The sequence below is a fragment of the Bacteroides sp. Marseille-P3684 genome (assembly GCF_900291465.1).
Classification (GTDB): Bacteria; Bacteroidota; Bacteroidia; order Bacteroidales; family Bacteroidaceae; genus Phocaeicola_A.
Window position 1 is genome coordinate 555829 of record NZ_LT985808.1, and the last position, 25396, is coordinate 581224.

Sequence of the window (25396 nt, forward strand, 5' to 3'; positions counted from 1 at the left end):
GGGTTGAGGGTTGATGTTGCATGCTAGACGGTCCGGTGGCGCACGTGTCCTTCCACGTAGATGGCACTGAAGGGACGGGCGGGACAGAGGTTCTCACAGGCGCCGCAGCCGATGCAGCGCTCGGTGTCGACCACGGGAATCCGGCGCGAATCAGGCCGCGAAGGCTCGGAGGGCACCATGGTGATGGCTCCGGTGGGACAGTGACGGGCACAGTTGCCGCACTCCTGACCGTCGGTGAGTGGAATGCAGTTCTTGCGTATCCACACGGCATGACCGATTTGCGTGGCGGACTTGTCGGCGGTGGTGATGGGGTGGATGGCTCCTGCGGGACAGACGTCGGCACACTTCGTACACTCGGGACGGCAGTAGCCGCGCTCGTAGCTCATCTCGGGCTGCATGAGCTTCATCAGGTCGGTCGAGGGACGGAGCACCTCGTTCGGGCAGACCGAAACACAGAGCTGGCACGCCGTACAGTGCTGGGCAAAGTTGGCCGCGCTGAGTGCGCCCGGGGGCACGATGGGGGTAGCACGGTGGGGAACCTGCTTGTCGATGATAGTGGCAAAGCCTCCGTCCACCTTCATCTCCTGTGCCAGGGCTGCCGAGCCGACGGCAAGTCCGGCGGCGGAGAGGAAAGAGCGTCGGGAGAAGGTCGTCCGGGTGCCTTCCGCCGCTCCGGCAGGGGCGGGGGCTTCAGCCGCCTGCAAGGTCTCCGTCCGGAGAGGGGCACGGAGGGGTGCCGGCTTGTGGCCGTAGGTGATGGCGCCCTGACGACAGACGTCCAGGCAGTCCATGCATGCCACGCAGCGGGTGTAGTCGATGCGGTGGTTCTTGAAGTCTATGCACGATGCCTTGCAGGAACGGGAGCAGAGTCCGCAGGCGTTGCACTTGCCGGTGTCTATGACCGGCTTAAACCAGGAGAAGCGGGCGACGTAGCCCAGCACGGTCCCTACGGGGCAGAGGGTGTTGCAATAGGTGCGTCCGTTCCGCCAGGCAAGGATGAAGAGGATGACGAGTGTTGCCAGGGCAATGAGGAAGGTGGGGAGGCTCTTCAGCCAGACGCCCGTCTCATAGAAGGCGTAGCTGTCGGCGCGTTCCGCCAGATAAGCCAAGGCATTGTTACCCCACGCATAGAAGGGGGCGAAGAGGTTTTGGGCGATGCGTCCGAAGGCGCTGTAGGGAGCCAGCAACGCCACGAACGAGCCGACTCCTGCCAGGAGGGCGATGACGAACAGTGTCAGTACGCCAAGGCGTAACCAGCGTTTCTCGGGCGAGTAGGTGAAGCGGCGGCGGCGTTTCTTCGTGCGTCCGCCCAGCCACCCGGCTATGTCCTGCATCACGCCCAGCGGGCAGATGACCGAACAGTAGACCCGCCCGCAGACCAGGGTCAGCAGGAGCAGGGCCAGCACCACGCCCACATTCACTGCCAGCACGGCGGGCAGGAACTGCATACGTGCCATCCAGCCGAACCACGCATGCACCGTCCCCGTGAAGTCGAGGAAGAGCAGGGTGATGCAGACGAAGAAGACAACGGCAAGCGTTAGTCTGAGTTTGCGTAACATAATGGATACTCGTTTAAAAGGATAAGGGTTAGTCGGTCAGGGACCGTATCACGTAGTGTGGCAAAGTTAGGTAAAAATCGTACGCTGGAAGTACCCGAATTACAGATTCTGCCACCCAAAGCACGGAAATGTGACGATTTTCCGGTTCGGGAGGTGAAAACAGGAGAGTCTGTTACTGCGGAAGGGACCGACGGGGACCGTCAGCCGGCTCAGATGCCGCGCCGCTTCAGCTCGATGTACTTGTTGACCACGTCGACGGTGAGGCGGGAGGGGGAGGTGAGGAGGGCGGTGATGCCGTGCTGGCGGAGCAGGGCGACAATCTGCCGCTTCTCGTAGACGAACTTGTCGGCGATGACGTGCCGGTAGTAGTCCTCGGTCGTCCGGGCGGGCGAGGTGGCATACGCCTTCACCTCGTCGTCCTCGAAGAAGACCACGAGCAGGCAGTGGCGGCGTGCAAGGTTCTGCAGGTAGGGCAGCTGGCGGCGTACCTCGACGAGGGTCATGAAGTTGGTGTAGAGGACGGCGAGGCTGCGCTTGGTCACCCGCTTGTCCAGGTGGGCGCAGAGGGCGGAGTAGTCGGTCTCCCGGAACGACGTGCTCTCCTTGAAGAGGGAGTCGGCGAGGAGGGTCATCTGTCCCTCCTGACGGGATGCCGGAACGAAGGTGTCGAAACGGTGGTCGAAGGTGACCAGTCCTGCCTTGTCCTCCCGGCGGACTGCCACGTAGGACAGCACCAGGGCGGCATTGATGGCATAGTCGAGGAGCATCATGCCGCCAAAGGCCTGCTGCATCACGCGCCCCTTGTCGATGAGGCTGTAGACCTGTTGCGAACGTTCGTCGCGGTAGATGTTCACCATGAGCTGGTGGCGGCGGGCGGTGGCTTTCCAGTTGATGGTGCGGTAGTCGTTGCCGGGGACGTACTCGCGGATGTGTTCGAACTCCGTCTGGTGCCCCACGCGGCGGATGCGCTTCTGTCCCTGCTCGACCAGGCGGTTGTGGATGGCCTGCAACTCATATTGCCGCAGCAGCAGGTACGAGGGGTAGACCTTCACGTCGGCGGGCCGTCCGGTGGTGAACCGCCGCTCGACGAGCCCCAGCCGGGTACGGGCGAAGAGACGGATGTGACCGAACCCGTAGATGCCGCGGCGCACGGGGTGCAGCGTGTAGGTCAGCAAACGGCTGCCGCGGGGAGGCAACGTCAGGGTGAACGAGAGGTCGCGCCGCTGGAAGATGGCGGGAATCTCGTCGATGACAGTCAGGTGCAGCGTCTGCCGGCAGGTGCTCGCCAGCTCCAGTGTCACGGGGTTCTCGTCGCCGTTGGAGAAGCGTTCGGCGCAGTGCCGCTCTCCCGTCAGCCTGCCGCCCCCGGCGTAGAGGAGCCCGGCATCGAGCAGCGTCGCCGCCACCCACAGGCACAAGGCTGCCTGCCCCACTCCGAACAGCGGGGCAGCCCAGTAGCCGCTGCCCAACAGCAGGACGACGGCGAGTGCCACGAGATAGAACCTACGGGTCAGAAACATGGGCGGAAGGGTTATTGGGGTACTTCCACCTTGTCGATGAGGCGGCGGACCGCCTTCACGTCCGACCATCCCTCCATCTCCGCCTCGGCGGTGAGCACGATGCGGTGTTGCAGGACGTAGGGCGCCACGAACTTCACATCCTCGGGAGTCACGAAATCGCGTCCTTGCAGGCAGGCGTACGCCTTCGACGCGCGGAGCAGCCCGACACTGGCACGGGGCGACGCGCCCAGGTAGACCGCCTTGCTGAGGCGTGTCTGACGGACAATCTGCACAATGTAGTTCAGGAGCGACGGCTCCACGTAGAGGCTGTCTGTCCTGCGGCGCAACTCCTGTACGTCGGCGCGGGTCAGCACGGGGGCGATGTCCGTCAGCTTCACCAGGTCATGCCGCTCCTGGTGGCGGCGCAGGATCTCCAGTTCCTCGTCGGCAGACGGATAGTCGACGGTGACCTTGAGCAGGAAGCGGTCGAGCTGTGCCTCGGGGAGCTTGTAGGTCCCTTCCTGCTCGACGGGGTTCTGGGTGGCAATGACAAGGTAAGGCTCCTCCATGGGATAGGTCACCCCGTCGACCGTCGCCTGGCGTTCTTCCATCACTTCGAAGAGGGCGGACTGGGTCTTCGCCGGGGCACGGTTGATTTCGTCCACGAGGATGAGGTTCGCGAACACCGGACCGCGGTGGAACTCGAACACGCCTTCCTTCATGTTGAGCACCGACGTGCCCAGCACGTCGCTCGGCATGAGGTCGGGCGTGAACTGGATGCGGCTGAAGTCGACGTCGATGAGGCGTGCCGTCAGCTTGGCAAGCAGGGTCTTCGCCACGCCCGGCACGCCTTCGAGCAGGACATGACCGTCGGCGAGGATGGCGGTGAGCAACAGGTCGACCGTCTGTCGTTGGCCGACGATGACGGAAGCAATCCGCTCCTTCAGCAGGCGGATGCGTTCCTGCAAGTATTCCGCACGGGGCGCATCATCGTGCGCGGCTGCGGGTTCCAGTTTTGTCTCTTCCATAAGCTTTATTGTTCCTTCCTGTCCTCCGTCGTAGGGAGGGGGTCCCGTGCGGGGAACAGGGAGTCTGGTTCATTCTGTGATTGTATGGTTTCTTTTCCAACGGAAGGCGTCTGCCGTCCGGGTGCTGACGGGGCACCGGGCGAGGACACCGCGGCGAGCAGGTCATTCATCCGGTCGACCAGCCGTTTCATCTCCTCGTCGTCGGCACGCAGGGGGCTCTCCGCACGGATGGCATCGAGGCGCGTCAGCAGTGCCAGGAGCTGTGTGCGGTCGGCTCCGGTCTTCTCCGCCAGGCGGTCGGCACGTTCATCGGCGGACGTCTCCGAGAGCAGGTCCACCCCCGTGCGGCGTTGCAGCTCGTCGGCGAAGTAGACATACTTCTTGCGCAGCAGGGCGGAAGGGGTCTCGCGCTGGTAGTAGAGCGTGCCGATGAGCTTCACGAACTCCAGGCTGCGGTTCTCCGGAGGCGACATGACGAGGATGGGACGCTGACGCCGCCGGGCGGTGAAGCAGCACAGCAGCACGATGGTCAGCAGCGACACGTAGAGCGCCCACTGCAGGGGCGGATGGCTCAGGAAGTAGCCAAACGGTCCCCGTGCCCGTCCATCGGCAAGGCTGTCCCAGTCCATGCCTCCCGAGCTGAAGGCGTAGGCATCGGTCCGCACCAGCGGAGCGTCCTTCAGGCGGTCGGCGAGGCGCAGCACGTAGTCCTTGAGGTCGCGGTGGAGGATGCCGTAGTTCGTCAGGACGAAAGGCGAGCGCATGAGCGTCAGTTCGCCCTTGCCGACGCGGAAGCTGACGGTGTTCATCCTCCGGGCGACGTAGCCGGAGTCCCCCGCATACACCCGGTCGTGGTGTTGCCACGCCAGCACGCGGAAGGGGTAACGCCCGAGGCTTTCCGTCGGCTGGAAGCCCGTCGCCTGGAAGGAGGAGCGCACCGGGAAGTCGCGCCGGGGATAGCGTCCCGGCTCTTCCACCCACTCCAGCGTGTCAATCGCCGGCCGGAGTGAGGGCAACTCATCCAGCCCGTCCAGCACGAAGCCGTCAGCCTCGGTGATGCCCAGCGAGTCGAGCAGGGCGTCGCTGAACCAGTCGGCTGCCATCAGCACGCTGGCTCCCCGGTGCAGGCGGACGAAGAGGGAGTCCACGTCCTCGTCGTTCAGCCAGCAGTATCCGCTGACGAAGAGGAGGTTCTGACCGCCCACCGTGTCGTTCTCCAGAAAGTCGTCCAAGGTCTCTGCCACGGGGCGATAGCCGGCAGGGAGCGTGAACGCCATCACCGAGTCGAACACGGCACAGCCGAAGGGTCCGGTGTCCTTGTGGTCATAGGTCGCCGTCCAGTCGACAGGTCGCGGCTGTGTGAGCTGCAACCAGAGTCCCACCGCGAGGAGGGCGATGATGCAGCCGATGTAGATGAGCGTGCCGCGCCTCATGGCTCACCTCCTTCCGTTTGCAGGAGCCGACGGACGAGCGCGTCGCGAAAACGGCACATCCCGTCGTAGAAGGCGCGCGTGGCGGTGTAGTTGCCATAGCGCACGCGCAGGAAACCGTTGGTCAGCGCACGCAGGTCCTCGGCGCTGTCAGCCTCCCGCAGTTCGTAGACATAGTCGGTGGGGGTCTTGTAGCTCTGCCAGCTGATGAGTCCGGCATCGTCGAGCTGCCGGAGCATATATAAATAGGTGTAGCGCACGGCAGCCGTATAGTCCTCGCGCGACGTGGCACGACGTATCTCCTCGGGAAAGTCGATGCCGTAGATGGTGTCCTCGTCCGTCGCTGCGGAAGACTTTCCGGCACGTCCCACCCGGCGGAACAGCCCGGGATGCTTCCACCACAGGTAGGCGACAATCAGCAGGAGGACCACGAGGGCGGCGACGACGTACACCCAGTTGACCTCCGAGTCGGTCAGTGTCCAGTTGAACCACTCGCTGAGCTTCCAGTCCAGCCAGGAGCGCAGGCGGTCCCACCACGTACCGTCCGCCGCGCGCAGGGCGCGCTCATAGTCATACGCCGGGTCGGTCCACCAGCGGGCAAGCCGGGCGGTGTCGCAAGTCAGGGTGTCGGTAGCTGCCGGGTGCATGCGGTATCAGAGCTTGTCGAAGTTCTCGATGTCCTCGTCCACGGTCACGGCGTCCATCTTCTCGCGGATGTGTCCGTACTGGTAGGTCGCGCCCAGCAGCACGACGACCGTCGAGAGGTAGGAAGCGTAGAGCATCAGGACGGACGTGAAGTACTGCAGCACGTCGAACAGCATGCCGCCGTCAGCCACCTGTCCGCTTGCTCCTACCAGGAGGGCACGGACGATGAGCACTACGTACATCGGCACGGAAAGGAGGCCGCTCAGCACGCTCGTCAGCAGGTTGCAGACGAAGAGGATGAGGAAGGAGCCGCCCCAGCACTTGAAGCCGTTGCGCATGCTCCACAGGAAGGTGTTCCAGATGCCTGCCGACTGCTCGTCGAGCATGTAGGCAGGATAGAAAATCATGAGCGGAACCAGGCATGCCAGCAGCAGGGGAACCGTCACGATGAGCGTGGCGGCCGACAGGGAAGCGAGCAGAACCATCAGCACCAGATACAGTACCAGCAGCAGGATAATGAAGCCGAAGCACGTGGCGCTCCGCTTCAGGCAACGCAGGAACTCGGCTGACAGCGCACTCCAGGTGACGCCCCGCAAACCTTTCTCCCGCCTGTCATAAGTGATGAACAGGGCATAGAACACCGCGTAGAGCAGGATTCCGCCCAGCAGGGAGAACACGATGAGGAACAGGTAGGGGAGTCCCAGAAGAGCCATCATGCCATTCTCCTCCGCCCCGGACGAAACGTAGGGGTTTGCCTTGAACGCGTTGTCCATGTACGCGCTCATGCTGAAGCCCTGCAGGATGGCTATGGGCAGGAGGAATGCCGTGAGGTACTTCAGCAACGGTTTCCAGTTCTCACGGATGAACCGGAACGTGACGGTAAATTTCTCTCCGAAGTCGCGCCGTTTATACAGCACGATTCCGGGTTCTCTCATTGTTTCCATAAATACGTTTTTTGGGTAAGTAGATATAATAGTATGCGATAAAGGCAGCTGAAAGCGCGATGAGCCCGAAGCGCAGGACGGCAGGGGCATGGGTGTGGCGCGTGAGGAAGCTCTCGATGAACCCTGCCACGATGAAGACGGGGACGGTGCCCACCACAATCTTCATCCCGCGCCGTGCGGCACGCCGGAAGGATACGAGACGCGGATAGGTGCCGGGGAAGAGCCACCCGTTGCCCATGGTGATGCCCGCCGCTCCGGCAATGATGACGGCGGAAATCTCGAGCGTCCCGTGCAGCCAGATGGCAAGCATCGATTCGCCGAGCACCCCGTGCTGGGCAAAGAAGGTCTGGAAGCAGCCCACCATCACGCCGTTGGTGAAGAGCAGCCACCCCGTGCCAATGCTGGTGAACAGCCCTGCGGCAAAGCAGAGGAACGACACGCGCACGTTGTTGATGGTGATGGCGAGGAACATCGACCCCTCTTCGCCGCCGCTGTAGACCGCCATGGGGTCACCCTTGGCAATGTTGCGCAGCGTCATGTCCACATACCCGTCGCCGAGGATGGTGCGTGCGAAGTTTTCATCGCCCAGCTGGGAGACGACGCCCACGAGCACACTCGTCAGGAAGATGAGGAAGGCATAGAGCAGTTCGCGCCGCGCCCCGTAGACCGCCAGCGGCACCTCGGTGTGCCAGAAGGTGAGTATGCGGCTCCACTTCTCCCGCTTGTTGCGGTACAACTCGTTGTGGAGCGAGGACGCCAGGTTGTTCAGGTAGAGGGTGATGCGCGAACGGGGGTAGTGGGTCTGCGCGAAAGCCAGGTCCGACGTGAGGTCCACATAGACATCCGCCAGGTGGTCGGGCGACTGCGAGGCGGCACTCTCGACCACCTGCTCTGCCCGGCGCCACTTCTCTATATTCTGACGTATGAAGACAACTTCTTTCACGGTTCCGGCTTTTTCTGGATGATGGAATGGACAAATGTATGGGTTTTATTATACATTTGCAAACCACGGGGCATAAGTTTGTGCCTCCGTCCGCATTTTGTCCGCCTGTCCTGCCGACAGCGGCGTGACACCCGGCGGCACCCGTCCCCTAAACAGATTATCCTATGTCACACGACATCATCACCGGACAATACGTCCGCATCGAACAGACCCCGGCGAGCATAGGCACACGGCTGCTCGCCCTGCTCATCGACGACACCCTGATTGCCGTCGTCCTCGTCGGTCTCTCCACGCTGGAGCGGATGCTCAAGCTGACGGGAGCGGCAGAGACCGCCGTCATCCTCCTTGCCCTCGCCTTCCTCGCCTTCTACTCGCTGCTCTGCGAGGTGCTCAACAACGGGCAGAGCGTGGGCAAACGCCTGATGCACCTGCGTGTGACCCGGGTGGACGGGAGCGAACCGACCATCGGCTCCTACCTCCTGCGCTGGCTGCTCTATCCCGTCGACGTGGGCTCCGGCGGCGCCATCGGCCTGATCTCCGCCCTCGTGACGAAGAATCACCAGCGTCTGGGCGACCTGGCAGCCGGGACCGTGGTCATCAAGGAGCAGGACTACCACCATCTGCACGTCAGTCTCGACGAGTTCGCCTACGTCAGCGAGGACTACCGGCCCACCTATGTGCAGGCGGCCGACCTGTCGCTCGAGCAGGTCAACGTCATCACCCGTACGCTCGACACGCGCGGCAAGGACCGTGACGACCGCATCCTCCAGCTGTCGCGCAAAATCATCGGGACGCTCCGTCTGCCGGCTGACACCCGTCCGGGGGAACCGCTCCTGCAGACGCTCCTGCGCGACTACCAGTACTACGCACTGGAGGAGCTCTGAGCAATGGACAATTGATAATTGACAATTGACAATGGGGGCCTTCGTCCCCTCTTCCAACAAATCTTGACAACCGGAGTCCATCTATCCCTACCTCTTTTCATGGGAAAACAGGCGTTGCGCCGTATGGATGGGTTCCCACGTTCGTACGGACGCGTCGCCACGCTCGTACGGACGCGTCCGCACGGTAGTAGTCACGCGTCCGTACGAAGGTGGGAATATACCCCTACGAAAGCTGCTGGCTGTCAAACACTTGCGAAACGTCCTTCCGGCAGTGTTCAACGGACGCATCGGGCCTTCAGAAAACACGACATCTCATTTCAATAATATCGGACGTTACGAACGCTCCGGACTGGGTCGCAGGCAGGCTGCAACGGGAGAAATCACACCGGTGGACGGACTCGTGGCAAAGTGACTATTTGTTCACTGTTTCACATTTATTCACAGCTAAAAGAGTCTCTTCGGGGCAAAACACGGCCTTTATACAACATTTCTCTACTCTTTTGAACCAAAAATACTCCCGTACCACCCTTTTTCGTCCTAACTTCGTAGTGCTGTCAGAGGGACGACTGACGTGACCGGACGCCACGATGTACCTCCCACGCAAATACCCAAAACCGATGTTGCGAAATTACTTACTCTACCATCACATATTTCCAAACATCCGGGCGTCTCACGGCGCATGAAGGGAATCCCCCTGACAGTTTTGTTTTCAGACTCTGACGGACTTTATTTAACTTAAATATAATTGTATGAAAATGAATCGTTTCTTATCTCTGAGGAGTATGTGTGGTGTGACGGCTGCGTGTACGACGCTGCTCCTTGGTTCCTGTATCAACGGGTACGACGACGACTGGACCTTCTCGTCGGGCGTGTCGGGCGTCACCCTGACGTCGCCGGCTGCCGACGGGGTGAAGTTCACCCAGAATCCCGAAGGTACGGAGGTCACTGTCGAGTGGCCCGTGGTCATGGGCGCAGGAGGCTATGAGTTCACAGCCTACAACGTCGACGACCCCGAAAATCCCGTCCCGGTAGGCCGTCCGGACACCATCGACGGCTGTTCGAAAAAATTCGCTCTCAAGGAGGACACCAGCTACAAGTTCTACATCCGCTCGCTCGGCAACGAGGAGGCTGGCAACAAGGCTGCCGAGAAGGCGACCGAACTGTCGTACTCCACGCTCCTTGCCACCTATGCGGAAATCCCTGACGGAACCGACCTCACGGAGTGGTTCAAGCAGAACCCCATCCCTGACAGCAGCGAGGAACTTGCCTACAACCTCGTCCCCGGCGGGCACTACACGATGAGCGGAGCGACCGACTTCGGCAGCCACCGCATCACCCTGCGCGGCAACAAGGTGAAGCACCCCATGGTGACCTGCGGTGCGGACGGGACCCTCGCCACGGCGGCAGGCTTGAAGGTCAAGTTCATCGACTTCGACTGCAACGCCAACACCTCGGGCGCCTTCCTCGCCCTGAGCACGACTCCTGACGAATCGACCAAGGTGGCAAGCGGCGAGTATGTCATCAAGGACCCCATCGCCCTCCAGTCATGCCGCATCCTGGACGTGAACAAATACCTCATCTACGACAACAACAAGCAGAAGTACGCCGTGGAGAACCTCTCGGTGAACGATTGCTACGTCCGCATCAACCAGACGGATGTCCTCGTCCTCTTCAAGAAGAGCAGCACCATCAACCTTACGCTCAAGGAGAGCACGCTCTACAGCACGGTGAAGGCAGGGAAGTTCTTCGCCCAAATCAACGGGTCGCGACCCGACAAGATTACCGGCTACGTCGGCGGCTCGTTCAACATCAACTCCTGTACGCTCTATAACATCGCCAACGGCAAGGACTTCGTCAACTGGAACCAGTACCGCGGACGCAACACGATGACACTGAACATCGCCAAGAGCATCATCGTGGACAGCGGCAACACCGGGGACAACAACTTCACCAACAAGATTATGGGAAACGCCAACATGGTGCACAACTTCCGCCTGAACACCTACTGGTGGAACGGTGCCGCCGGGACGGACAAGTTTGACACCTCCACGCTCACGACCGAACCGTTCGTCTACAACGGCGACGGGCAGTTTACCGTGACGGGCGCCGACCAGCTTGCCAACCGCACGGGCGACCCCCGCTGGCTGCCTGCCGACACGGAGGACGACTCCGCCGAGTGAACGGACAGGGCTGTCACCCTACCTTATATATAACAGACAGAAGTTCCGCTCGCGCCCGACGCCCCGGCAGACCCGGCAATCCGCCAACGTCTCCCTGCCGTCCCGCCTGCGGAAACAGAATTAAAGACCTGAACTCTTATGCAAACAAGATATATTCTCTACAGTGTATGCCTCGCGGCAATGTGCGCGTCCGTCTCTCCTCTGGAAGCACGCGGAAGCAATGCCCCGGCAACCCAACAACAGCACACAAGGACCATCAAGGGTACGGTGGTCGACGAGACGGGCATGCCCGTCATCGGTGCATCGGTCAAGGCTGAAGGCACCACCGCAGGTGTCATCACCGACATCGACGGGCACTTCACCCTGCAGGTACCTGCCAATGCCAAACTCGTCATCTCCTACATCGGCTATATCTCCCAGACCGTCGCTCCGCAGGACGGCATGAAGGTGACCCTGCGCGAGGACATGATGAAACTCGACGAAGTGGTCGTCGTGGGTTACGGTACCCAGAAGATGAAGAACGTCACGGGTGCCATCGAGGTCATCAAGCCCGACGAAATCAAGGACCTCTCGGTGGGTAACCTCAGTGCCGCCCTGGGCGGACTCATCAACGGACTCAGCTCCAGCGGCGGCTTCGGCCGTCCCGGTGAGGCTGCGACCCTGCAAATCCGCCAGGCAAAGGTGGCTTCCGCCTATGCCGGCAAGGGTGGAGAGACCAGCGCGTCGCCGCTCTATGTCATCGACGACTTCGTGACCGACGAAGAGGCGTTCAACAACCTCGACGCCGACGAGGTGGAGAGCATCACCGTCCTGAAGGACGCTTCGGCTGCCGTCTACGGCGCCCGCGCCGCACAGGGTGTCGTGCTCGTGAAGACCAAACGCGGACAGGTGGGCGCCCCGAAGATTTCCTACAGCGGACAGTTCGGTGTCACCGACGCCGTCTACCGCACGAAGATGCTGTCCGCCTATGACCAGGGCGCCATCTGGAACGCCATACGTGCAGCGCGTACCTCCACCGACGAAGAGTCGTCGGAAGTGCAGAAGGACCTCTTCCAGGCAGACGAACTGGCTGCCATGCGCGGCCTCAACTATGACCTCCTCGACCAGGAGTGGAAGGCTGCCTTCACCCAACGCCACAGCCTCAACATCAACGGCGGTACGGAGAAAGCCACCTACTTCGCCGGCATCTCCTACTTCGACCAGGACGGTAACATCGGCCGCCTGAACTACGACCGCTGGAACTTCCGTGCCGGGGTGAACGCCAACATCAGCAAGTGGTTCAAGGCTTCGCTCCAGCTGTCGGGCGACTACGGCGAGACCAACAAGGCAAAGAACGGACTCTCCGGCGGCGGCACCGACCTGGACTTCAACACGCTGCTGACCCATCCGCGCTGGGTGCCCGACTACGTCGGCGGGATGCCCCTCGTGCAGTCGGGCATGCAGAATGAGCCTCCGACGGACCTGAACCTCTACAACTTCAGCGCCGTACAGAACTCACCCGACAACATCGAGAACCAGTCGTCGAACATGACCATCAACAGTTCCGTGGAGTACGACTTCGGCTGGAGCAACCTCCTCAAGGGCCTGAAGCTCAAGGCTACCTACTCCAGGAGCATCAGCAACGACAAGGGCAATGAAACCGGTACGAGCGTGACCGTCTACCAGATGCTCAACCGCACCGGCAGCGGGGCGCACCTCTACACCGGCGCTGACGCCGATTACTCGGAAAACAACCTGCGCCCCATCGAGGTGAACAACGGCAACAACCTCAGCCGCAGCAACATCAAGAGCGACAACTACCAGGTGAACCTCACGGCAAGCTACGCCCGCGAGTTCGGCCTGCACAACGTGAGCGCCCTGTTCTCCATCGAGAAGAGCGAGGCGGAGACGGAGGATGTGCTCGCCCGTGTCAGCGACCCCTACAAGTTCACCGACGGCTCCTCGAAGTCAGCCTACGGCTCTCCCTACGCCAACTTCGGACGCAGCGAGTCGGGCATGCTCTCCTACGTGGGACGTCTGAACTACTCGTATGCCGACCGCTACCTCTTCGAATTCCTCATCCGCTCCGATGCGTCGACCAAGTTCGCCCCGAAGAACTACTGGGGCACCTTCCCGTCGTTCTCCGCCGGATGGGTTGTGTCGGAAGAAGGTTGGTTCAAGGACCACGTGAAGTTCATGGACTTCCTCAAGGTACGCCTCTCCTTTGGTATCCTGGGTAAGGACAACATCCAACCGTGGCGGTGGACCCAGCTCTACAACGTCGACCAGGGCAAGGGAGCCGTCTTCGGCAACAACAGCCAGATGAGCGACAAGGGTCCGGGCTCCAAGACCGGCGATGCTCCCAACCCCGACGCACACTGGGACAAGAGCTACAAGACGAACCTGGGCTTCGACATGCGCTTCCTCAACAGCCGCCTGTCGGTGAACCTCGACGCCTATCTGGACAAGAACCGCGACATGTTCATGAACCGTACGGGAGCCTCCAACTTCCCGTCCACCGTGGGTACGCAGCCGACGGCAGAGAACTTCGGCGCCATCGATGCCTGGGGTGTGGAACTGTCACTGGGCTGGCGCGACAACATCGGCAAGGACTTCAAGTACCACGTGAAGGTGAACACCGGCTATAGCGACAACCGCATCAAGAAGATGGCATGGCCCGACCGCATCGAACTGGACGGCGCCCGTCCCAATGAGCGTTCCGACCGCGGCACGTGGGGCTATGAATGCATCGGCATGTTCCGCAGCTACCAGGAGATTCAGGAGTACTTCACGACCTACGGCATCACCAACTACCTGGGCAACACCATCAAGGACGTGCACCCCGGTATGCTCATCTACCGCGACATACGCGGCGCACAGAACCAGGACGGCACCTGGCAGCCGGCAGACGGCATCATCAACAACAACGACCGTATCGAAATCTCCCACCGGGCAAGCAACACCTACGGCTTCACCGTGAACCTCGGCGCCGAGTGGAAGTCCCTCTCGCTGAGCGCGCAGTTCAACGCGAACTGGGGCGGCTATGACCTCGTGGACAAGTCGGCATACTACCTGAAGAAAGGCTACAAGGATGTGCTCTACACCAACATGCCCTCGTTCTGGAGCGACATGTTCGTCTATGAGGACATCAAGGACGCCCAGGGCAACGTCACCGTACCCGCCAACCGCGACGCACGGTTCCCGAACCTCCGCTACATGGATGTGAACAGTCAGGCGTCCACGTTCTGGAAGGTGAGCGCTACCTCCATCAGCCTGCGCAACATTACCCTTGCCTACACGCTGCCCAAGGACTGGACATCCCTTGTGGGCATCGAGAGCTGCCGACTGAACTTCACGTGCCAGAATGCCATCAGCTTCACCAGCCCCTATCCCGACCACTTCATGAACCCGTGGGCAGGAGCATACGGCAAGTATCCCAACCTGCGCAAATACACGTTGGGCGTAAACATCTCATTCTAAAAACAACGACACTATGAACAACTACAACTATAAGGGCGCCGCCGCCCTCCTGTGTGCAGCCCTCTGCCTGGGCAGCTGCAGCGACCAGTTCCTGCAGGACAAGAAGTCCTACGGCAGTTTCGGCGCCGCTACCATCTATGAAGACTACGACGGTGCAAAGACACGCATCGACTACCTCTACAACCTCCTGCTGCCCGTCTCCGCCAGTGGCATAGACTACGACACGCCCAGCACAGGTGTGGCGGACATCTACTCGAAGTCAACCGAGGAGTTCGCCGGACTGTCCGCATTTGTCGACCCGGAGACCATCGTCGACTATACCAACGTGCAGGACCTCATCTTCCGCGAGACCAAGAACGTCAGCCCCTACGGACGCATCCGCGAGTGCAACGACATCATCGAGGGAGTGGAGGGCAGCAAGTCCCTCAACGAGGAGCAGAAGCACGAACTGCTCGGTCAGGCGTACTTCTTCCGCGCCTGGTGCTACTACCGCCTGGTGAAAGTCTACGGCGGTGTGCCCATCATCGACCACGTGCAGAATCCCATCGTAGGCGATGACGGCGGAAACGAACTCGTCGTACCCCGTTCGACCACGAAGCAGTGCATCGACTTCATCTGCGCCGACCTCCAGAAGGCCGCCGACTACCTGCCGGCAGCATGGCCCTATGCCGGGGAAGACTTCGGACGGGTCACCGCAGGGACGGCGCTCGCACTGAAGGGACGCACCCTGCTGCTGTGGGCGAGCCCGCTCTTCAACCGCGCCGACGACAAGCAACGGTGGGCAGACGCCTACGAGGCAAACAAGGCTGCCATCGACAAGCTCGACGAGAGCGGTGTCTTCGGCCTTGCCTACGAGGGAAACCCCGGAGTAAACGCCACGAACTGGGGCAAGATGTTCGTCAACTACACCGGCTCTGACGGCTCGAAGTCCGAAGCCGTCTTCGTCACCCTGTACAACAAGATTCCGTGGGTCGAAGCATCCGACTACCATAAATACAACAACTGGGAACACACCGTCCGTCCGAAGAACGCCATGGGCGGCGGAGGACTGACACCGACGTCCGAAATCGTCGACCTCTTCCCTATGGCAGACGGCAAGCGCGCAGGCGAGTCTGCCTACACGTACGACAAGCAATGCTTCTTCCTCAACCGCGACCCGCGTTTCTACCGCACCTTCGCCTTCCCGGGCGTACGCTGGCGCTTCACGGGCAACCCGTCCGCCAACAGCAAACCTGCCGGGAACAACGGACAGGTGTTCGACTATCCGTACAACGGTGAGGACTATGCCTTGTGGAACTATGCCTGGTACGAGGACGAGAGCAACGAGCAGAACCCCGGCAAGAGCGGCTTTACCGCCGACGGACTCGCCGGCTCACACACCGGCGTGTATGTCAACAAGCGCAGCGACGACCTCGATGTGAACGAGACGCCGCTCTACACCTTCAACATCCAGGCAGCGTCCAACGGCGCCCCGTCCGGCTTCAAGCAGTCTGCCGCTCCCTACATGGAGATACGCTATGCCGAGGTGTTGCTCAACCTTGCCGAGGCTGCATGCGGTACGGGCGACGCCGGACACATGAACGAAGCCTACGAGGCGTTGAAACGCATCCGCTCGCGTGTCTATCCGTCAGAGCTGGCAGCGAAGGATTACGGACTCGATGCCTCCATACGGAGCGACCGTGCCCGTCTGTTCTCAGCCATCCTCTACGAACGTCAGCTGGAACTTGCCTACGAGGGCAAACGCTTTGACGACATGCGCCGCTGGATGCTCTGGGACGGCGGTCAGGGTCAGGAGGCCCTGAAGGCATCGTGGAAGCTCACGGGCTTCGGCGGGAACACCTGCCAGTATCTGGGCGTAGCTCCGCTCAACGGCACACGCCGCCACACCATCGAGGTCTACACGGCGAAATTCACTGCCGAGGAAAAGAACGGCGCGGACCCGCTCTACACCCTGCGTCCGTCTGCCATCAACCTGACCCGTGCCGGACTGACGGCAGAGCTGACAGGCAACGCTGCCGAGCCGGTGAAGGAACTGACCGACAAGAACGTCCTCTCGCTGGTGAACTTCTACCGCAACAACCAGCTGACACGCAAGGACTACAACGCCGACGGCAACTCCGTGGAGAACGTCATCCGCTTCAAGCCCAACTGTTACTTCATCGGCTTCAAGCAGAACATGATGCAGAACAACACGACACTGGAACAGACCGTCGGCTGGACCGACATCAACCGTGGCGGTGCTGACGGTACGTTCGACCCTCTGGCGGAGTGAAAGGGGGAAAGACTTGAAATAATACGTAAGATGCCTCTTACGTTTGTATGACAAAAGTTCAAAAAGTAGAAAAGCCCTGTCTGTGAAGATGGGGCTTTTCGTTTGTTGGTCAACGGACGCCGGAAGGTAGGAATCCGGTCCGTCCGTGCAAGTAGCTTGGCTCTCCGGACTTGCAGGCAAATACCTGCCGGGTGCTCAATAGGAGACGGAGACCTCCATGCCGGCTTCCCGGACGAGGGCGGCTATGCGGTCCAGCTCCTCGGGAGTTGCCTTCTGCAGGTTCTGGTCGGGTGTCTCCCGGTCGATGGTGTAAATCATCACCTGACGGGGAGCAATGTCGCGCACGGCATCGAGCCAGGGGAGGACGTAGTGGTCTGTCGTGTTGTCCACCGAAAGTCCGTCGTGCGTGCCCTTCATGAACATGGTCTGGATGATGAGCTGCCCCTCGAACGCCTTCATCCGGCTGATGATGTCGTTCACATCATAGGCTCCCGTCGGCCGGTCCACCCGGCGGATGTATTCAGGGTCGACGGTGTCGAGCTTGAGGATGTTGTTGTCGATACGTTTGAGCGCCTCCACCACTTCGGGACGGAAGAGCATGGTGGAGTTGCTGAGCACGCTCACCTTCGCTTTCGGAAAGTAACGGTCGCGCAGCGCCAGCGTGTCGTCGATGATTTCAGAGAAATGCGGATGGGCGGTCGGCTCTCCGTTCCCGGCAAAGGTCAGCACGTCGGGTGCCGGTCCGTTCGCCTGCATGTCCTGCAGACGGGCTTCGAGCGCCTCCCGCACTTCCTCCCGTGTCGGTCTTCGCTGACGCGGACGGAAGTCGGCATTGAATCCACACTCACAATACACACAGTCGAACGTGCACACTTTGCCGTCGGCAGGCATCAGGTTGATGCCCAGTGAGACTCCCAACCTGCGGCTGTGTACCGGTCCGAAGATGGGAGCAGGATAGATAATGGTTGACATAGTAGCATCAGTTTATTAAGTTCGCGGAACAAAGAAACGGCTTTTTCAGGAAAAGTCGTACAGGGGAGGGAGGGAAAATGTGTATTTACCCTATCCACCTCCAAACAGTCATTAAACCTGATTCGAAAAACCACCTTCCCTTTCTCCCTTTTCCTCCTTCCTCATCCTCTCACCGACGCCTTCCTCAACCCCACACCGACGCCTTGCGCATCTCCTTTTGTCGAGAAGAGCATGACGGTAGTGACGCTTTGAGCAAGACGACGCGACGAGATGAGCATGCCGGAAACAGGGCTTACGCACGGAGTGACAACGGATTGCTGAAAAAGGAGACAGGGGGAAGCGCATCTCCTTGTGACGAGATGAGCAAGAGGGGAGTCTGATGATGGGGAAAAAGAGGGGTGAAGGGGGAGTCTTGCAGGCGGATTGCTGCGGAAGGCGAACCAAAAATAGACATTTCCCGGGACAAAACCAAGGAAATGCCTACATCCGCCGCACCTCAAGTCCGAGCCTCAGAACCTTCCGTAGTGGATATTGATTTCCCGGACGACATAGTCCTGCGCTCCGGCACGATGGAAAGGCTCGTTCGCGTAGAACGCCTCGACCTCCTCCTGCGTATCCGCAAAGACAATGTTCACCACACCCGTCATGTCGGCATAGAGCGCACTCATCACGATGCGTCCGGCATCCATCCACTGCTGCGTATATGCCATGTGGGTCTGAAGCAACTCATCGTTGATTTTCTCGGGAGCGATGAGGACTCCCGTCACTAAAAACTGTTTCATGTTGAATCGATATTTAAAGTTCATAATACTTAAAACGTCACCTTCAGTTGGATATACAGGTCATGCTTGTTCCTCCCCTCGATTTCCTGCGTTCCGGAACCGATGCGGTCGCGGTCAAAATAGCCGGTATAAACATACTTGACAATGACTGTCAACAAACTGTTGATATCGTACCTTCCCCACAGGTATCCGTGGACACCCTCTCCCTCGTATGCAGGGAACGAGTAGGTGTAGAGCAAGCCGCGTTCGTAGGCATAAATCCTTGTATCATAACCGTCTGTATGAAAATAGCCTCCACCTGCCTCGCACTCCCATCCTCCGGCAGCAGGCTTCAGGTCGATTGCCTGTGTCAGCTGATAGCCCTGTTCATTTCCCTTGTCCGACGCCCCGTTTTGAACATAGTCCAGCGTCGTTTTCAACAGGCACGCCGACGTTGCCTGCCACCGCCATTGTCCCTTGCCCGTATGCCGACGGACGGTAACCGGTCCTTCCGCTGATTCCTTCCGGTCCGCCAGGACATCCCGTTCACGCTGCTTGTAGCGATAGCGCAACAGCCAGTCGCTCTTCTTCCCACACTTCCCGACGAGTTGCACGAAGGCTTCCGTGCCCTTGCTGCGTGGGAAGGAGACCCGGTAGCGCGGAGCCGGAAAGCGGAACCAGTCGGTGTATGCCGTCAGTTTCAGGTCTCTTCCCGGCAGCCACTCCAACCCGGCGTACAACCCGTCTTCATTGCGCACCCGGCTTCCTTCGCCGAACGAACGTGCAAAGATGCCCTCATAGTCCTTCGCATAGTGTCTGTGGAGCAGGAGCAGGTGGAGTGCCGTCAGCGGACGGTAAGCCAACGTGTGGAGTGCCGCCACCGCTCCATTCCCGCTCACTGCCGTCTCTCCCGCAAACGACCAGCGGTGCAGGTCCAGCCGGTAGTCGGCACCGACGGCTGCGAACTGCCGCCCGCGGGGGTCATGCTGCTGGTAGTAGAACTGCGGTTTCAACACCTTGTCGAAAACGGTATAAACACCTGTCAGTCCAATGTGCCAACGGACAGCGTCGTATGATAAATGTATTCCTGTCAACTGATTATGCACGTCGTGTTTCTTCTCCATCTCGGAGCGTGTACGGTGGAGTCCGTCAGTTTTCAACGCAGTTATGAACCCGTGTTTCAGGGTGGCATCCTGACGACGGAACGAGTAGAAGGCGGCCAGTCCCCATCCTCCCTTCTGCCAGTCGACCGCCAATCCGCGCAAGTAATCCTGCTCGCTGGTCGAGGCATGCCGGGTGATGCCTTCGCCTCGGCTGCCTGCTCCGTCCATGACGGTCTGTTTCCCCGACGCGAAGCGTGTGTTCACGACCAGCCCCTGCCCGAAACGCAGGCGGTAGTCGCCCAGCGCCACCGTGTGCAAGGGACCGACATCGTGCAGGAGCACGTAGGCGGAAACATAATCATAGCCTTTGTTGCCTGCCGCGAAGAAGGGTTCCCCGGCATCATTCTCCAGGGTGAACCCTGCCGTCAGCCGTTCACCGGACGCCAGCCGGTAGCGCAGGGAGTGGTAGAACCGGCTGCCCAGATAACGCCGGTTCGGATAGCGTTGCAGCACCTCGGGCGGATAGGTGTAATAGCCTTTGCGGTAGTAGAAGGGGATATCGACACGTGCCACTGCTTCCTGCCGTCCGTGTCGCAACACCTCGCGCCAGGGGAAGGGGACGGCACCTTTCTCCTTCACCGGACGGCAGACGACAAACAGCGACAGCATGGCACGTGTCTCGTAGTCCACGCCTGCGACCAGCTGCAGCTCGGAGAAGTCCGTCAGGGGACCGTACGTATGAAGGTAAGTCAGGATATGGCTGATTTGAACCGGGGAAAGAAAGGGGAGCTGTTCGAGCTGTTCCCGTGTCGCCGTGTTGAGATTGAACGGGTGTGCATGGAGTTCGGCAAGTTCGTCCCATTGCTCTGCGGACGTCTCTTCGTCTGCCGTCAGCCGTTCGAGGAAGTCCTCCCACTCCATGGTCTGTGCGCACAGCTTATCAACAGACATTGACAGCAACAGCATACTTATCAACAAGCCTTTCAACAGGAAGGCGGACGGTCGTAGGAATCGGACTGAAAGCTCTCTATTCATGAGGATTAGGTTAAAGCGGAAGTATCCGGATTGGCAACGTCATGCCCGGTTATGAACGTCACGATGCGTTCATGTCGACCAAGCACTGTTCAAAGTTAGCCTTAGTCCGTAAGATAGCAAAAGTTTCAGGGCTGAATTTCAAGTGCGGGCGCACTTTCCGGCGGGTCAGAGCTGTCCGCTCTCCACCATGAGGATGACGCGCTCGGTCAGAGCATCGTCTGCGTCGGGGTCATATTCCTTCTTCAGGCTCGCGCCGAACATGGAGGCAAAAGTCTGGTAGAAGCCTGCACGGAAGGGACCGACAAAGGCTTTCACGAGTTCATAGCTCGTCTGGTTGCACTCCCGGTCGACCAGTTTGATGAGCAGCTTTCCCTGGGAGAAGGTGAGCTTTTTCATCATGGGGGTGTATTGTTCCTTCAATCCTTTCTCCACCCGCTTGATGTGTTCTTCGCGTGCCTTTCCCTCGGGCAGCGTCTGCATGTATTCGTAGGTCTCTATCAGTATCTGGTTAATCATCCGTGCCAGGGGCAACGTGCGCTTCACGTCGCGGACGAGTTTATAGTATGCCCGTTCGCTCCGCCGGCTTTTGAACGTCAGGGGCGGATAGACACGCAGCGGATAGAAGTCCACGCGTGTGATGCTGTCGCCCTCGTACACCGTCCGGCTGACGGTAAGCCGTGCCGGGGGAGGGACGTTCCTCTGCTGTGCCGCTACCGGAATCGCGCAGGACAGAAGGAGGATGAAAGCCATCTTTTCAGCGATTGTTGCCATAAGGTTATAAACAGTTTGTTGATACACGTCAGCCGATGAGCAGCTTCCTGGCGAACTCCCAGATGATGATGCCTGCCGTGACGGACACATTGAGCGAGTGCTTCGTCCCGTACTGGGGTATCTCCAGGCAGCCGTCGCAGGAGTCTACTACCTCCTGACGGACGCCCTTCACCTCGTTGCCCAGCACCACGGCATAACGTCCGTCCGGCTCGGGAGACCAGCGGTCGAGCATCGTACTGCCTTCCGCCTGCTCCACGGCAAGGACCGTATAGCCGTCTTGCTTCAGCCGGGAGACAGCCTCCAGCGTATCTTTATAATAGGTCCATGCCACACTGTCTTCCGCTCCCAGCGCGGTCTTGTGTATCTCCGGCTGGGGAGGGGTTGCCGTGATGCCGCACAGGCAGATGCCTTCGACACGGAACGCGTCCGACGTGCGGAACACCGAACCGACATTGTGCAGGCTGCGCACGTCATCGAGTACGACCACCAACGGCATCTTCTCGGACTCCTTGAACTCGTCCACCGTCAGACGGTTCATCTCGGTTATCTTCAGCTTTCTCATGAAGGATGATTTGTTTATCTGATGCAAAAGTAACATCTATTCCGGCAATAAGAAAGGATGGACTGCAAAGAATTGACCGACGGACCTGAAGCTCCCGTCCTCCTGTCGATAACCTGTCAAAAGCGTGTTCAAACCCTGTCGAAATAATGTGCACACAATGGGGGAGAAAAATGTTGGAGTTCTCGGCGGAATGTCTATACCGGCACGGAAACGGAATGAGCAACTATTTCCGGCAGAAGTTGCAACACATGTTTCAACAGCCTTTTCACACTCCTGACGGCTGCCGACAGCCTAAAACTTATTGACAATCCGAGTTATCGACGCTTTGTCAATAAGGGAAGAACAGTATCTCAGTATCAAGTTCTTTCACCATTTATACAGTGTCGATAAGCTCTTCATAACCTCGTACCGGATGCTTATAACTTCCTGTGCAAGTAAAAGGCTCACTTTCTTCCGACACTATCAACACTCCATCATTATCATCATATTTCTTCTTCAAAGAAAGAATAAAGAATAATAATAAGATGTTATGTCGATAACGGGGGAGTGGAAAACAAAGCTCCACGGAGGGAGCACCCGGTCGGGGTGGCAGCGTCCGTGGAGCAGAGAGGGGGAAGGGTGCGGGTCAAAGCCCGAGGCGGGCGGAGATGTCCAGCATGCGCTCGATGGGGAGGAGGGCACGCGCGGCAATGTCGGGAGACACCTCGATGGCGGGGGACTCGTCGCGCAGGCAGGCATGGAGCTTCTCGAGCGTGTTCAGCCGCATGAAGTTGCACTCGTTGCAGGCACAGGTCCCGGCGTTCGGAGGTGCGGGGATGAACTCCTTGTCGGGGCACTGTTTGCGCATCTCATGCAGGATGCCGGACTCGGTGGCGACGATGAATTGCCGACGGTCGCTCTTCACGGCGTGTCGCAGCAGGGCTGCCGTGGAGCCGACGACGTCCGCCAGCTTCAGGACGGCACCCTTGCACTCGGGATGGGCGAGGACCTCGGCATCGGGATAAGCTGCCTTCAGCTCCACGATGCGCTCCACGGAGAACTGTTCGTGCACGTGGCAGGCACCGTCCCAGAGCAGCATTTGACGCCCTGTGACGGCGTTGATGTAGTTGCCCAGGTTGCGGTCAGGACCGAAGATGATGGGCGTGTCCTGCGGAAAGCTTTCCACAATCTGACGCGCGTTGCTTGAGGTCACGACCACGTCAGTGAGTGCCTTGACGGCAGCGGACGTGTTGACATAGGAGATGACCGTGTGGTCCGGATGTTCGCGGACGAACTCGGCAAAGCGGTCTGCCGGGCAGCTGTCGGCGAGCGAACAGCCTGCTGCCAGGTCGGGGACAAGCACTTTCTTGTCGGGACAAAGGATTTTGGCTGTCTCGCCCATGAAGTGTACGCCGCACATCACGAGGATGTCGGCATCGCAACGGGATGCCCACTGTGCGAGGGCGAGGCTGTCGCCCACGAAGTCGGCAAGGTCCTGGATCTCGCCTTCCTGGTAGTAGTGTGCCAGGATGACGGCATTCTTCTCTTTACGTAACCGGTTGATTTCTTCTTTCAACATCATGATAAGTTTGTGTTTGTCGGGGCGACCCGGACGGACCGTCCCGTGGGTTTATGGATAGGGGGACGCACGATGGGGTACGTCCGTTCTGTGTCTTTTCAACAGCTATCGTCCGTGCGCTGTGAACAGGCTTGTTGACAGGGGATGTCGATAAGGGCGGATGCCGGATGGAGCCGTCAGCCCCTCCGCAGGAACTCCACCAGACGCTCCACGGCACGTGCACGGTGGCTGATGTGGTTCTTCACGTCGCCCAGTTCGGCAAAGGTGCGGTCGTAGCCTTCGGGGATGAAGACCGGGTCGTAGCCAAAGCCTCCGTCGCCGTGTGGTTCCGTAGCGATGGTTCCGCGGACGATGCCTTCGAACTCATGCACCTCCCCGTCGAGGATGAGGGCGATGACGGTGCGGAAACGGGCACGTCGGTCGGTCACCCCTTCCATGCGGGCAAGGAGCTTCTTCATGTTCGCCACGGAGTCGTGTCCGGCTCCGCCGGCATAGCGTGCCGAGTAGACGCCCGGTTCGCCGTCGAGTGCGTCCACTTCCAGTCCGGTGTCGTCGGCAAAGCAGTCCATGCCGTAGTGTTCGTGGATGTAGCGCGCCTTGATGAGGGCGTTCTCTTCGAGCGTGGTCCCCGTTTCGGGGATGTCGGTGTGGCAACCGATGTCGTTCAGGCTCATCAGGCTGACCGACGTGCCGAGCATCGCGGACACCTCTTCCAGCTTGTGGGCATTGTTGGTGGCAAATACAAGTTTCTTTTCCATGATGGGTATGTCTGGTTGAACAAAAAGCCGCAGACCCCCAAGGCAGGGAGCTGCGGCTGTCAGAATACAGGTTTAGTATGTACAGTATGAAGTCATTGAAAGCAGGTTATTTCACTTTTATCTTGTCGAAGCCCTCGCCGAACACGCCGATGACGGCACTCTGTGAGATGAAGGCATTCGGGTCTATCGCCTTGACCAGGCGGAAGATGTTGGTCGACTCGCGTTTCTTCGCCAGTACGACGATGACCTTGACGCCGTTCTTGCTGTACCAGCCGGTGCCGTCGAGCAGCGTCACGCCGCGGTGTGCCTGGAAGACGATGGCGTCGGATATCTTCTCATACTCCTTGGAGAAGATGAGGAACTGCACGGACTGGCGGGCGTTGTTGACCACGTAGTCGATGCAGAGCCCGATGACGACGAGCGTACAGTAGCCGAATGCCATCTTCTCGATGGTGTAGCCGGGAATGAACGAGGAGGAAGAGATGATGCAGATGTCGCAGAGCATCGTCATGCGTCCGAAGGTCACGTCACGGTACTTGTTCACAATGGCGGCGATGATATCCGTTCCGCCCGTGCTGCCGTTGTGGGTAAACGCCATGCCCAGTCCGATACCGCAGAGGGCGGCGCCGATGATGCACGCCATGAAGGGTTCGTCGCCCACGAGCGAGAGAGCCTGTCCCTGGTCGTCGACAATGATGCGCTGGAAGAACCACAGCAGCACGTAGAGCACGGCTATGCCGTAGATGGTCTTCACACAGAACTTCCACCCCAGTATCTTCAGGGCAAAGATGAGCAGGACAATGTTGATGAGCACGTACGTGTTCTGGATGGGGATGTCCGTCGCATAGTACACGATGGCGGAGATACCCGTCACGCCACCCGTAGTGATCTTGTTGGGGATGAGGAATCCCGCCCACCCGAAGGAGTAGAGAATCAACCCCAGTGTGATGAACAGATAGTCCTTCATCTCTGTCCACATGTTGGTGATGCGAATTGGTTTGAATTTGTTCATACTATACTTGATGTTTAAAGA

Annotated in this window: 20 protein-coding genes; 5 read left to right on the forward strand and 15 right to left on the reverse strand. The window is 59.6% G+C overall.

The window, feature by feature from the left end; translation table 11 throughout:
- Positions 1 to 23: 23 nt before the first annotated feature.
- The 7 genes from C8275_RS02215 to C8275_RS02245 form a co-directional block, all read right to left on the reverse strand.
- Positions 24 to 1559, reverse strand: a complete 1536-nt coding sequence (locus C8275_RS02215) for a 4Fe-4S binding protein (protein ID WP_106483914.1) — start codon at positions 1557 to 1559, stop codon at positions 24 to 26.
- Positions 1560 to 1768: 209 nt separating this feature from the next.
- Complete coding sequence (locus C8275_RS02220) at positions 1769 to 3079, reverse strand: DUF58 domain-containing protein (protein WP_106483915.1); 1311 nt, start codon at positions 3077 to 3079, stop codon at positions 1769 to 1771.
- A gap of 11 nt (positions 3080 to 3090) precedes the next feature.
- Complete coding sequence (locus C8275_RS02225) at positions 3091 to 4086, reverse strand: MoxR family ATPase (RefSeq protein ID WP_106483916.1); 996 nt, start codon at positions 4084 to 4086, stop codon at positions 3091 to 3093.
- 5 nt (positions 4087 to 4091) lie between these two features.
- Positions 4092 to 5519, reverse strand: a complete 1428-nt coding sequence (locus C8275_RS02230) for a DUF4350 domain-containing protein (RefSeq protein ID WP_106483917.1) — start codon at positions 5517 to 5519, stop codon at positions 4092 to 4094.
- Positions 5516 to 6163 carry a DUF4129 domain-containing protein gene (locus C8275_RS02235; protein WP_106483918.1) on the reverse strand — a complete coding sequence of 216 codons (648 nt, stop codon included), beginning with the start codon at positions 6161 to 6163 and terminating at the stop codon, positions 5516 to 5518. Before C8275_RS02235 ends, C8275_RS02230 begins: the two co-directional genes overlap by 4 nt.
- A 6-nt stretch (positions 6164 to 6169) precedes the next feature.
- Positions 6170 to 7105 carry a hypothetical protein gene (locus tag C8275_RS02240; protein ID WP_157948131.1) on the reverse strand — a complete coding sequence of 312 codons (936 nt, stop codon included), beginning with the start codon at positions 7103 to 7105 and terminating at the stop codon, positions 6170 to 6172.
- On the reverse strand, positions 7068 to 8048 hold the full coding sequence (locus C8275_RS02245) for a stage II sporulation protein M (RefSeq protein ID WP_022384994.1): 981 nt from the start codon (positions 8046 to 8048) through the stop codon (positions 7068 to 7070). Before C8275_RS02245 ends, C8275_RS02240 begins: the two co-directional genes overlap by 38 nt.
- Before the next feature lie 164 nt (positions 8049 to 8212).
- Here C8275_RS02245 and C8275_RS02250 point away from each other — a divergent pair, with 164 nt between their 5' ends.
- The 5 genes from C8275_RS02250 (at position 8213) to C8275_RS02265 (ending at position 16843) form a co-directional block, all read left to right on the forward strand.
- Complete coding sequence (locus tag C8275_RS02250) at positions 8213 to 8932, forward strand: RDD family protein (RefSeq protein ID WP_106483920.1); 720 nt, start codon at positions 8213 to 8215, stop codon at positions 8930 to 8932.
- A 127-nt stretch (positions 8933 to 9059) separates the two neighbouring features.
- Positions 9060 to 9344, forward strand: a complete 285-nt coding sequence (locus tag C8275_RS14570; protein ID WP_157948132.1) for a hypothetical protein — start codon at positions 9060 to 9062, stop codon at positions 9342 to 9344.
- Between the two features lie 337 nt (positions 9345 to 9681).
- On the forward strand, positions 9682 to 11112 hold the full coding sequence (locus C8275_RS02255; protein WP_106483921.1) for a DUF4992 family lipoprotein: 1431 nt from the start codon (positions 9682 to 9684) through the stop codon (positions 11110 to 11112).
- A gap of 138 nt (positions 11113 to 11250) precedes the next feature.
- Positions 11251 to 14571 (forward strand): TonB-dependent receptor, encoded by a 3321-nt coding sequence (locus C8275_RS02260; RefSeq protein ID WP_106483922.1) that lies wholly within the window; start codon positions 11251 to 11253, stop codon positions 14569 to 14571.
- 13 nt (positions 14572 to 14584) lie between these two features.
- On the forward strand, positions 14585 to 16843 hold the full coding sequence (locus tag C8275_RS02265) for a RagB/SusD family nutrient uptake outer membrane protein (protein ID WP_106483923.1): 2259 nt from the start codon (positions 14585 to 14587) through the stop codon (positions 16841 to 16843).
- A gap of 195 nt (positions 16844 to 17038) precedes the next feature.
- Here C8275_RS02265 and C8275_RS02270 read toward each other — a convergent pair whose 3' ends face one another.
- The 8 genes from C8275_RS02270 to C8275_RS02310 all read right to left on the reverse strand — a co-directional run bounded on the left by C8275_RS02270 (position 17039) and on the right by C8275_RS02310 (position 25375).
- Positions 17039 to 17815: a radical SAM protein gene (locus tag C8275_RS02270; RefSeq protein WP_106483924.1), complete on the reverse strand. Its 777-nt coding sequence runs from the start codon at positions 17813 to 17815 to the stop codon at positions 17039 to 17041.
- A 509-nt stretch (positions 17816 to 18324) separates the two neighbouring features.
- Complete coding sequence (locus C8275_RS02275; protein ID WP_157948133.1) at positions 18325 to 18597, reverse strand: YciI family protein; 273 nt, start codon at positions 18595 to 18597, stop codon at positions 18325 to 18327.
- Positions 18598 to 18626: 29 nt separating this feature from the next.
- The gene (locus tag C8275_RS02280) at positions 18627 to 20630 is read right to left on the reverse strand and encodes a helix-hairpin-helix domain-containing protein (RefSeq protein WP_199881846.1); all 2004 of its coding nucleotides are present in this window, start codon (positions 20628 to 20630) and stop codon (positions 18627 to 18629) included.
- 249 nt (positions 20631 to 20879) lie between these two features.
- Positions 20880 to 21485 (reverse strand): DUF4294 domain-containing protein, encoded by a 606-nt coding sequence (locus tag C8275_RS02285; RefSeq protein ID WP_234395686.1) that lies wholly within the window; start codon positions 21483 to 21485, stop codon positions 20880 to 20882.
- Positions 21486 to 21513: 28 nt separating this feature from the next.
- A complete protein-coding gene (locus tag C8275_RS02290; protein ID WP_106483928.1) occupies positions 21514 to 22047 on the reverse strand; it encodes an RNA methyltransferase in 534 nt (177 codons plus the stop codon).
- Positions 22048 to 22672: 625 nt separating this feature from the next.
- The gene (gene nadA, locus C8275_RS02300) at positions 22673 to 23608 is read right to left on the reverse strand and encodes a quinolinate synthase NadA (protein ID WP_106483930.1); all 936 of its coding nucleotides are present in this window, start codon (positions 23606 to 23608) and stop codon (positions 22673 to 22675) included.
- 173 nt (positions 23609 to 23781) lie between these two features.
- A complete protein-coding gene (locus tag C8275_RS02305; protein WP_106483931.1) occupies positions 23782 to 24363 on the reverse strand; it encodes a non-canonical purine NTP diphosphatase in 582 nt (193 codons plus the stop codon).
- Positions 24364 to 24469: 106 nt separating this feature from the next.
- Entirely contained in the window at positions 24470 to 25375 is a 906-nt protein-coding gene (locus C8275_RS02310; protein WP_199881848.1) for a YitT family protein, read from the reverse strand.
- Between the last annotated feature and the right edge of the window lie 21 nt (positions 25376 to 25396).

Coding starts and splice junctions, on each gene's coding strand:
- C8275_RS14570 (WP_157948132.1), top strand. CDS start 9,060: ATGGGTTCCCACGTTCGTACGGACGCGTCGCCACGCTCGTACGGACGC.
- C8275_RS02240 (WP_157948131.1), bottom strand. CDS start 7,105: ATGGAAACAATGAGAGAACCCGGAATCGTGCTGTATAAACGGCGCGAC.
- C8275_RS02260 (WP_106483922.1), top strand. CDS start 11,251: ATGCAAACAAGATATATTCTCTACAGTGTATGCCTCGCGGCAATGTGC.
- C8275_RS02270 (WP_106483924.1), bottom strand. CDS start 17,815: ATGTCAACCATTATCTATCCTGCTCCCATCTTCGGACCGGTACACAGC.
- C8275_RS02285 (WP_234395686.1), bottom strand. CDS start 21,485: ATGGCAACAATCGCTGAAAAGATGGCTTTCATCCTCCTTCTGTCCTGC.
- C8275_RS02255 (WP_106483921.1), top strand. CDS start 9,682: ATGAAAATGAATCGTTTCTTATCTCTGAGGAGTATGTGTGGTGTGACG.
- C8275_RS02305 (WP_106483931.1), bottom strand. CDS start 24,363: ATGGAAAAGAAACTTGTATTTGCCACCAACAATGCCCACAAGCTGGAA.
- C8275_RS02220 (WP_106483915.1), bottom strand. CDS start 3,079: ATGTTTCTGACCCGTAGGTTCTATCTCGTGGCACTCGCCGTCGTCCTG.
- C8275_RS02215 (WP_106483914.1), bottom strand. CDS start 1,559: ATGTTACGCAAACTCAGACTAACGCTTGCCGTTGTCTTCTTCGTCTGC.
- C8275_RS02250 (WP_106483920.1), top strand. CDS start 8,213: ATGTCACACGACATCATCACCGGACAATACGTCCGCATCGAACAGACC.
- C8275_RS02275 (WP_157948133.1), bottom strand. CDS start 18,597: ATGAAACAGTTTTTAGTGACGGGAGTCCTCATCGCTCCCGAGAAAATC.
- C8275_RS02310 (WP_199881848.1), bottom strand. CDS start 25,375: ATGAACAAATTCAAACCAATTCGCATCACCAACATGTGGACAGAGATG.
- C8275_RS02235 (WP_106483918.1), bottom strand. CDS start 6,163: ATGCACCCGGCAGCTACCGACACCCTGACTTGCGACACCGCCCGGCTT.
- nadA (WP_106483930.1), bottom strand. CDS start 23,608: ATGATGTTGAAAGAAGAAATCAACCGGTTACGTAAAGAGAAGAATGCC.
- C8275_RS02225 (WP_106483916.1), bottom strand. CDS start 4,086: ATGGAAGAGACAAAACTGGAACCCGCAGCCGCGCACGATGATGCGCCC.
- C8275_RS02265 (WP_106483923.1), top strand. CDS start 14,585: ATGAACAACTACAACTATAAGGGCGCCGCCGCCCTCCTGTGTGCAGCC.
- C8275_RS02230 (WP_106483917.1), bottom strand. CDS start 5,519: ATGAGGCGCGGCACGCTCATCTACATCGGCTGCATCATCGCCCTCCTC.
- C8275_RS02280 (WP_199881846.1), bottom strand. CDS start 20,630: ATGTCTGTTGATAAGCTGTGCGCACAGACCATGGAGTGGGAGGACTTC.
- C8275_RS02290 (WP_106483928.1), bottom strand. CDS start 22,047: ATGAGAAAGCTGAAGATAACCGAGATGAACCGTCTGACGGTGGACGAG.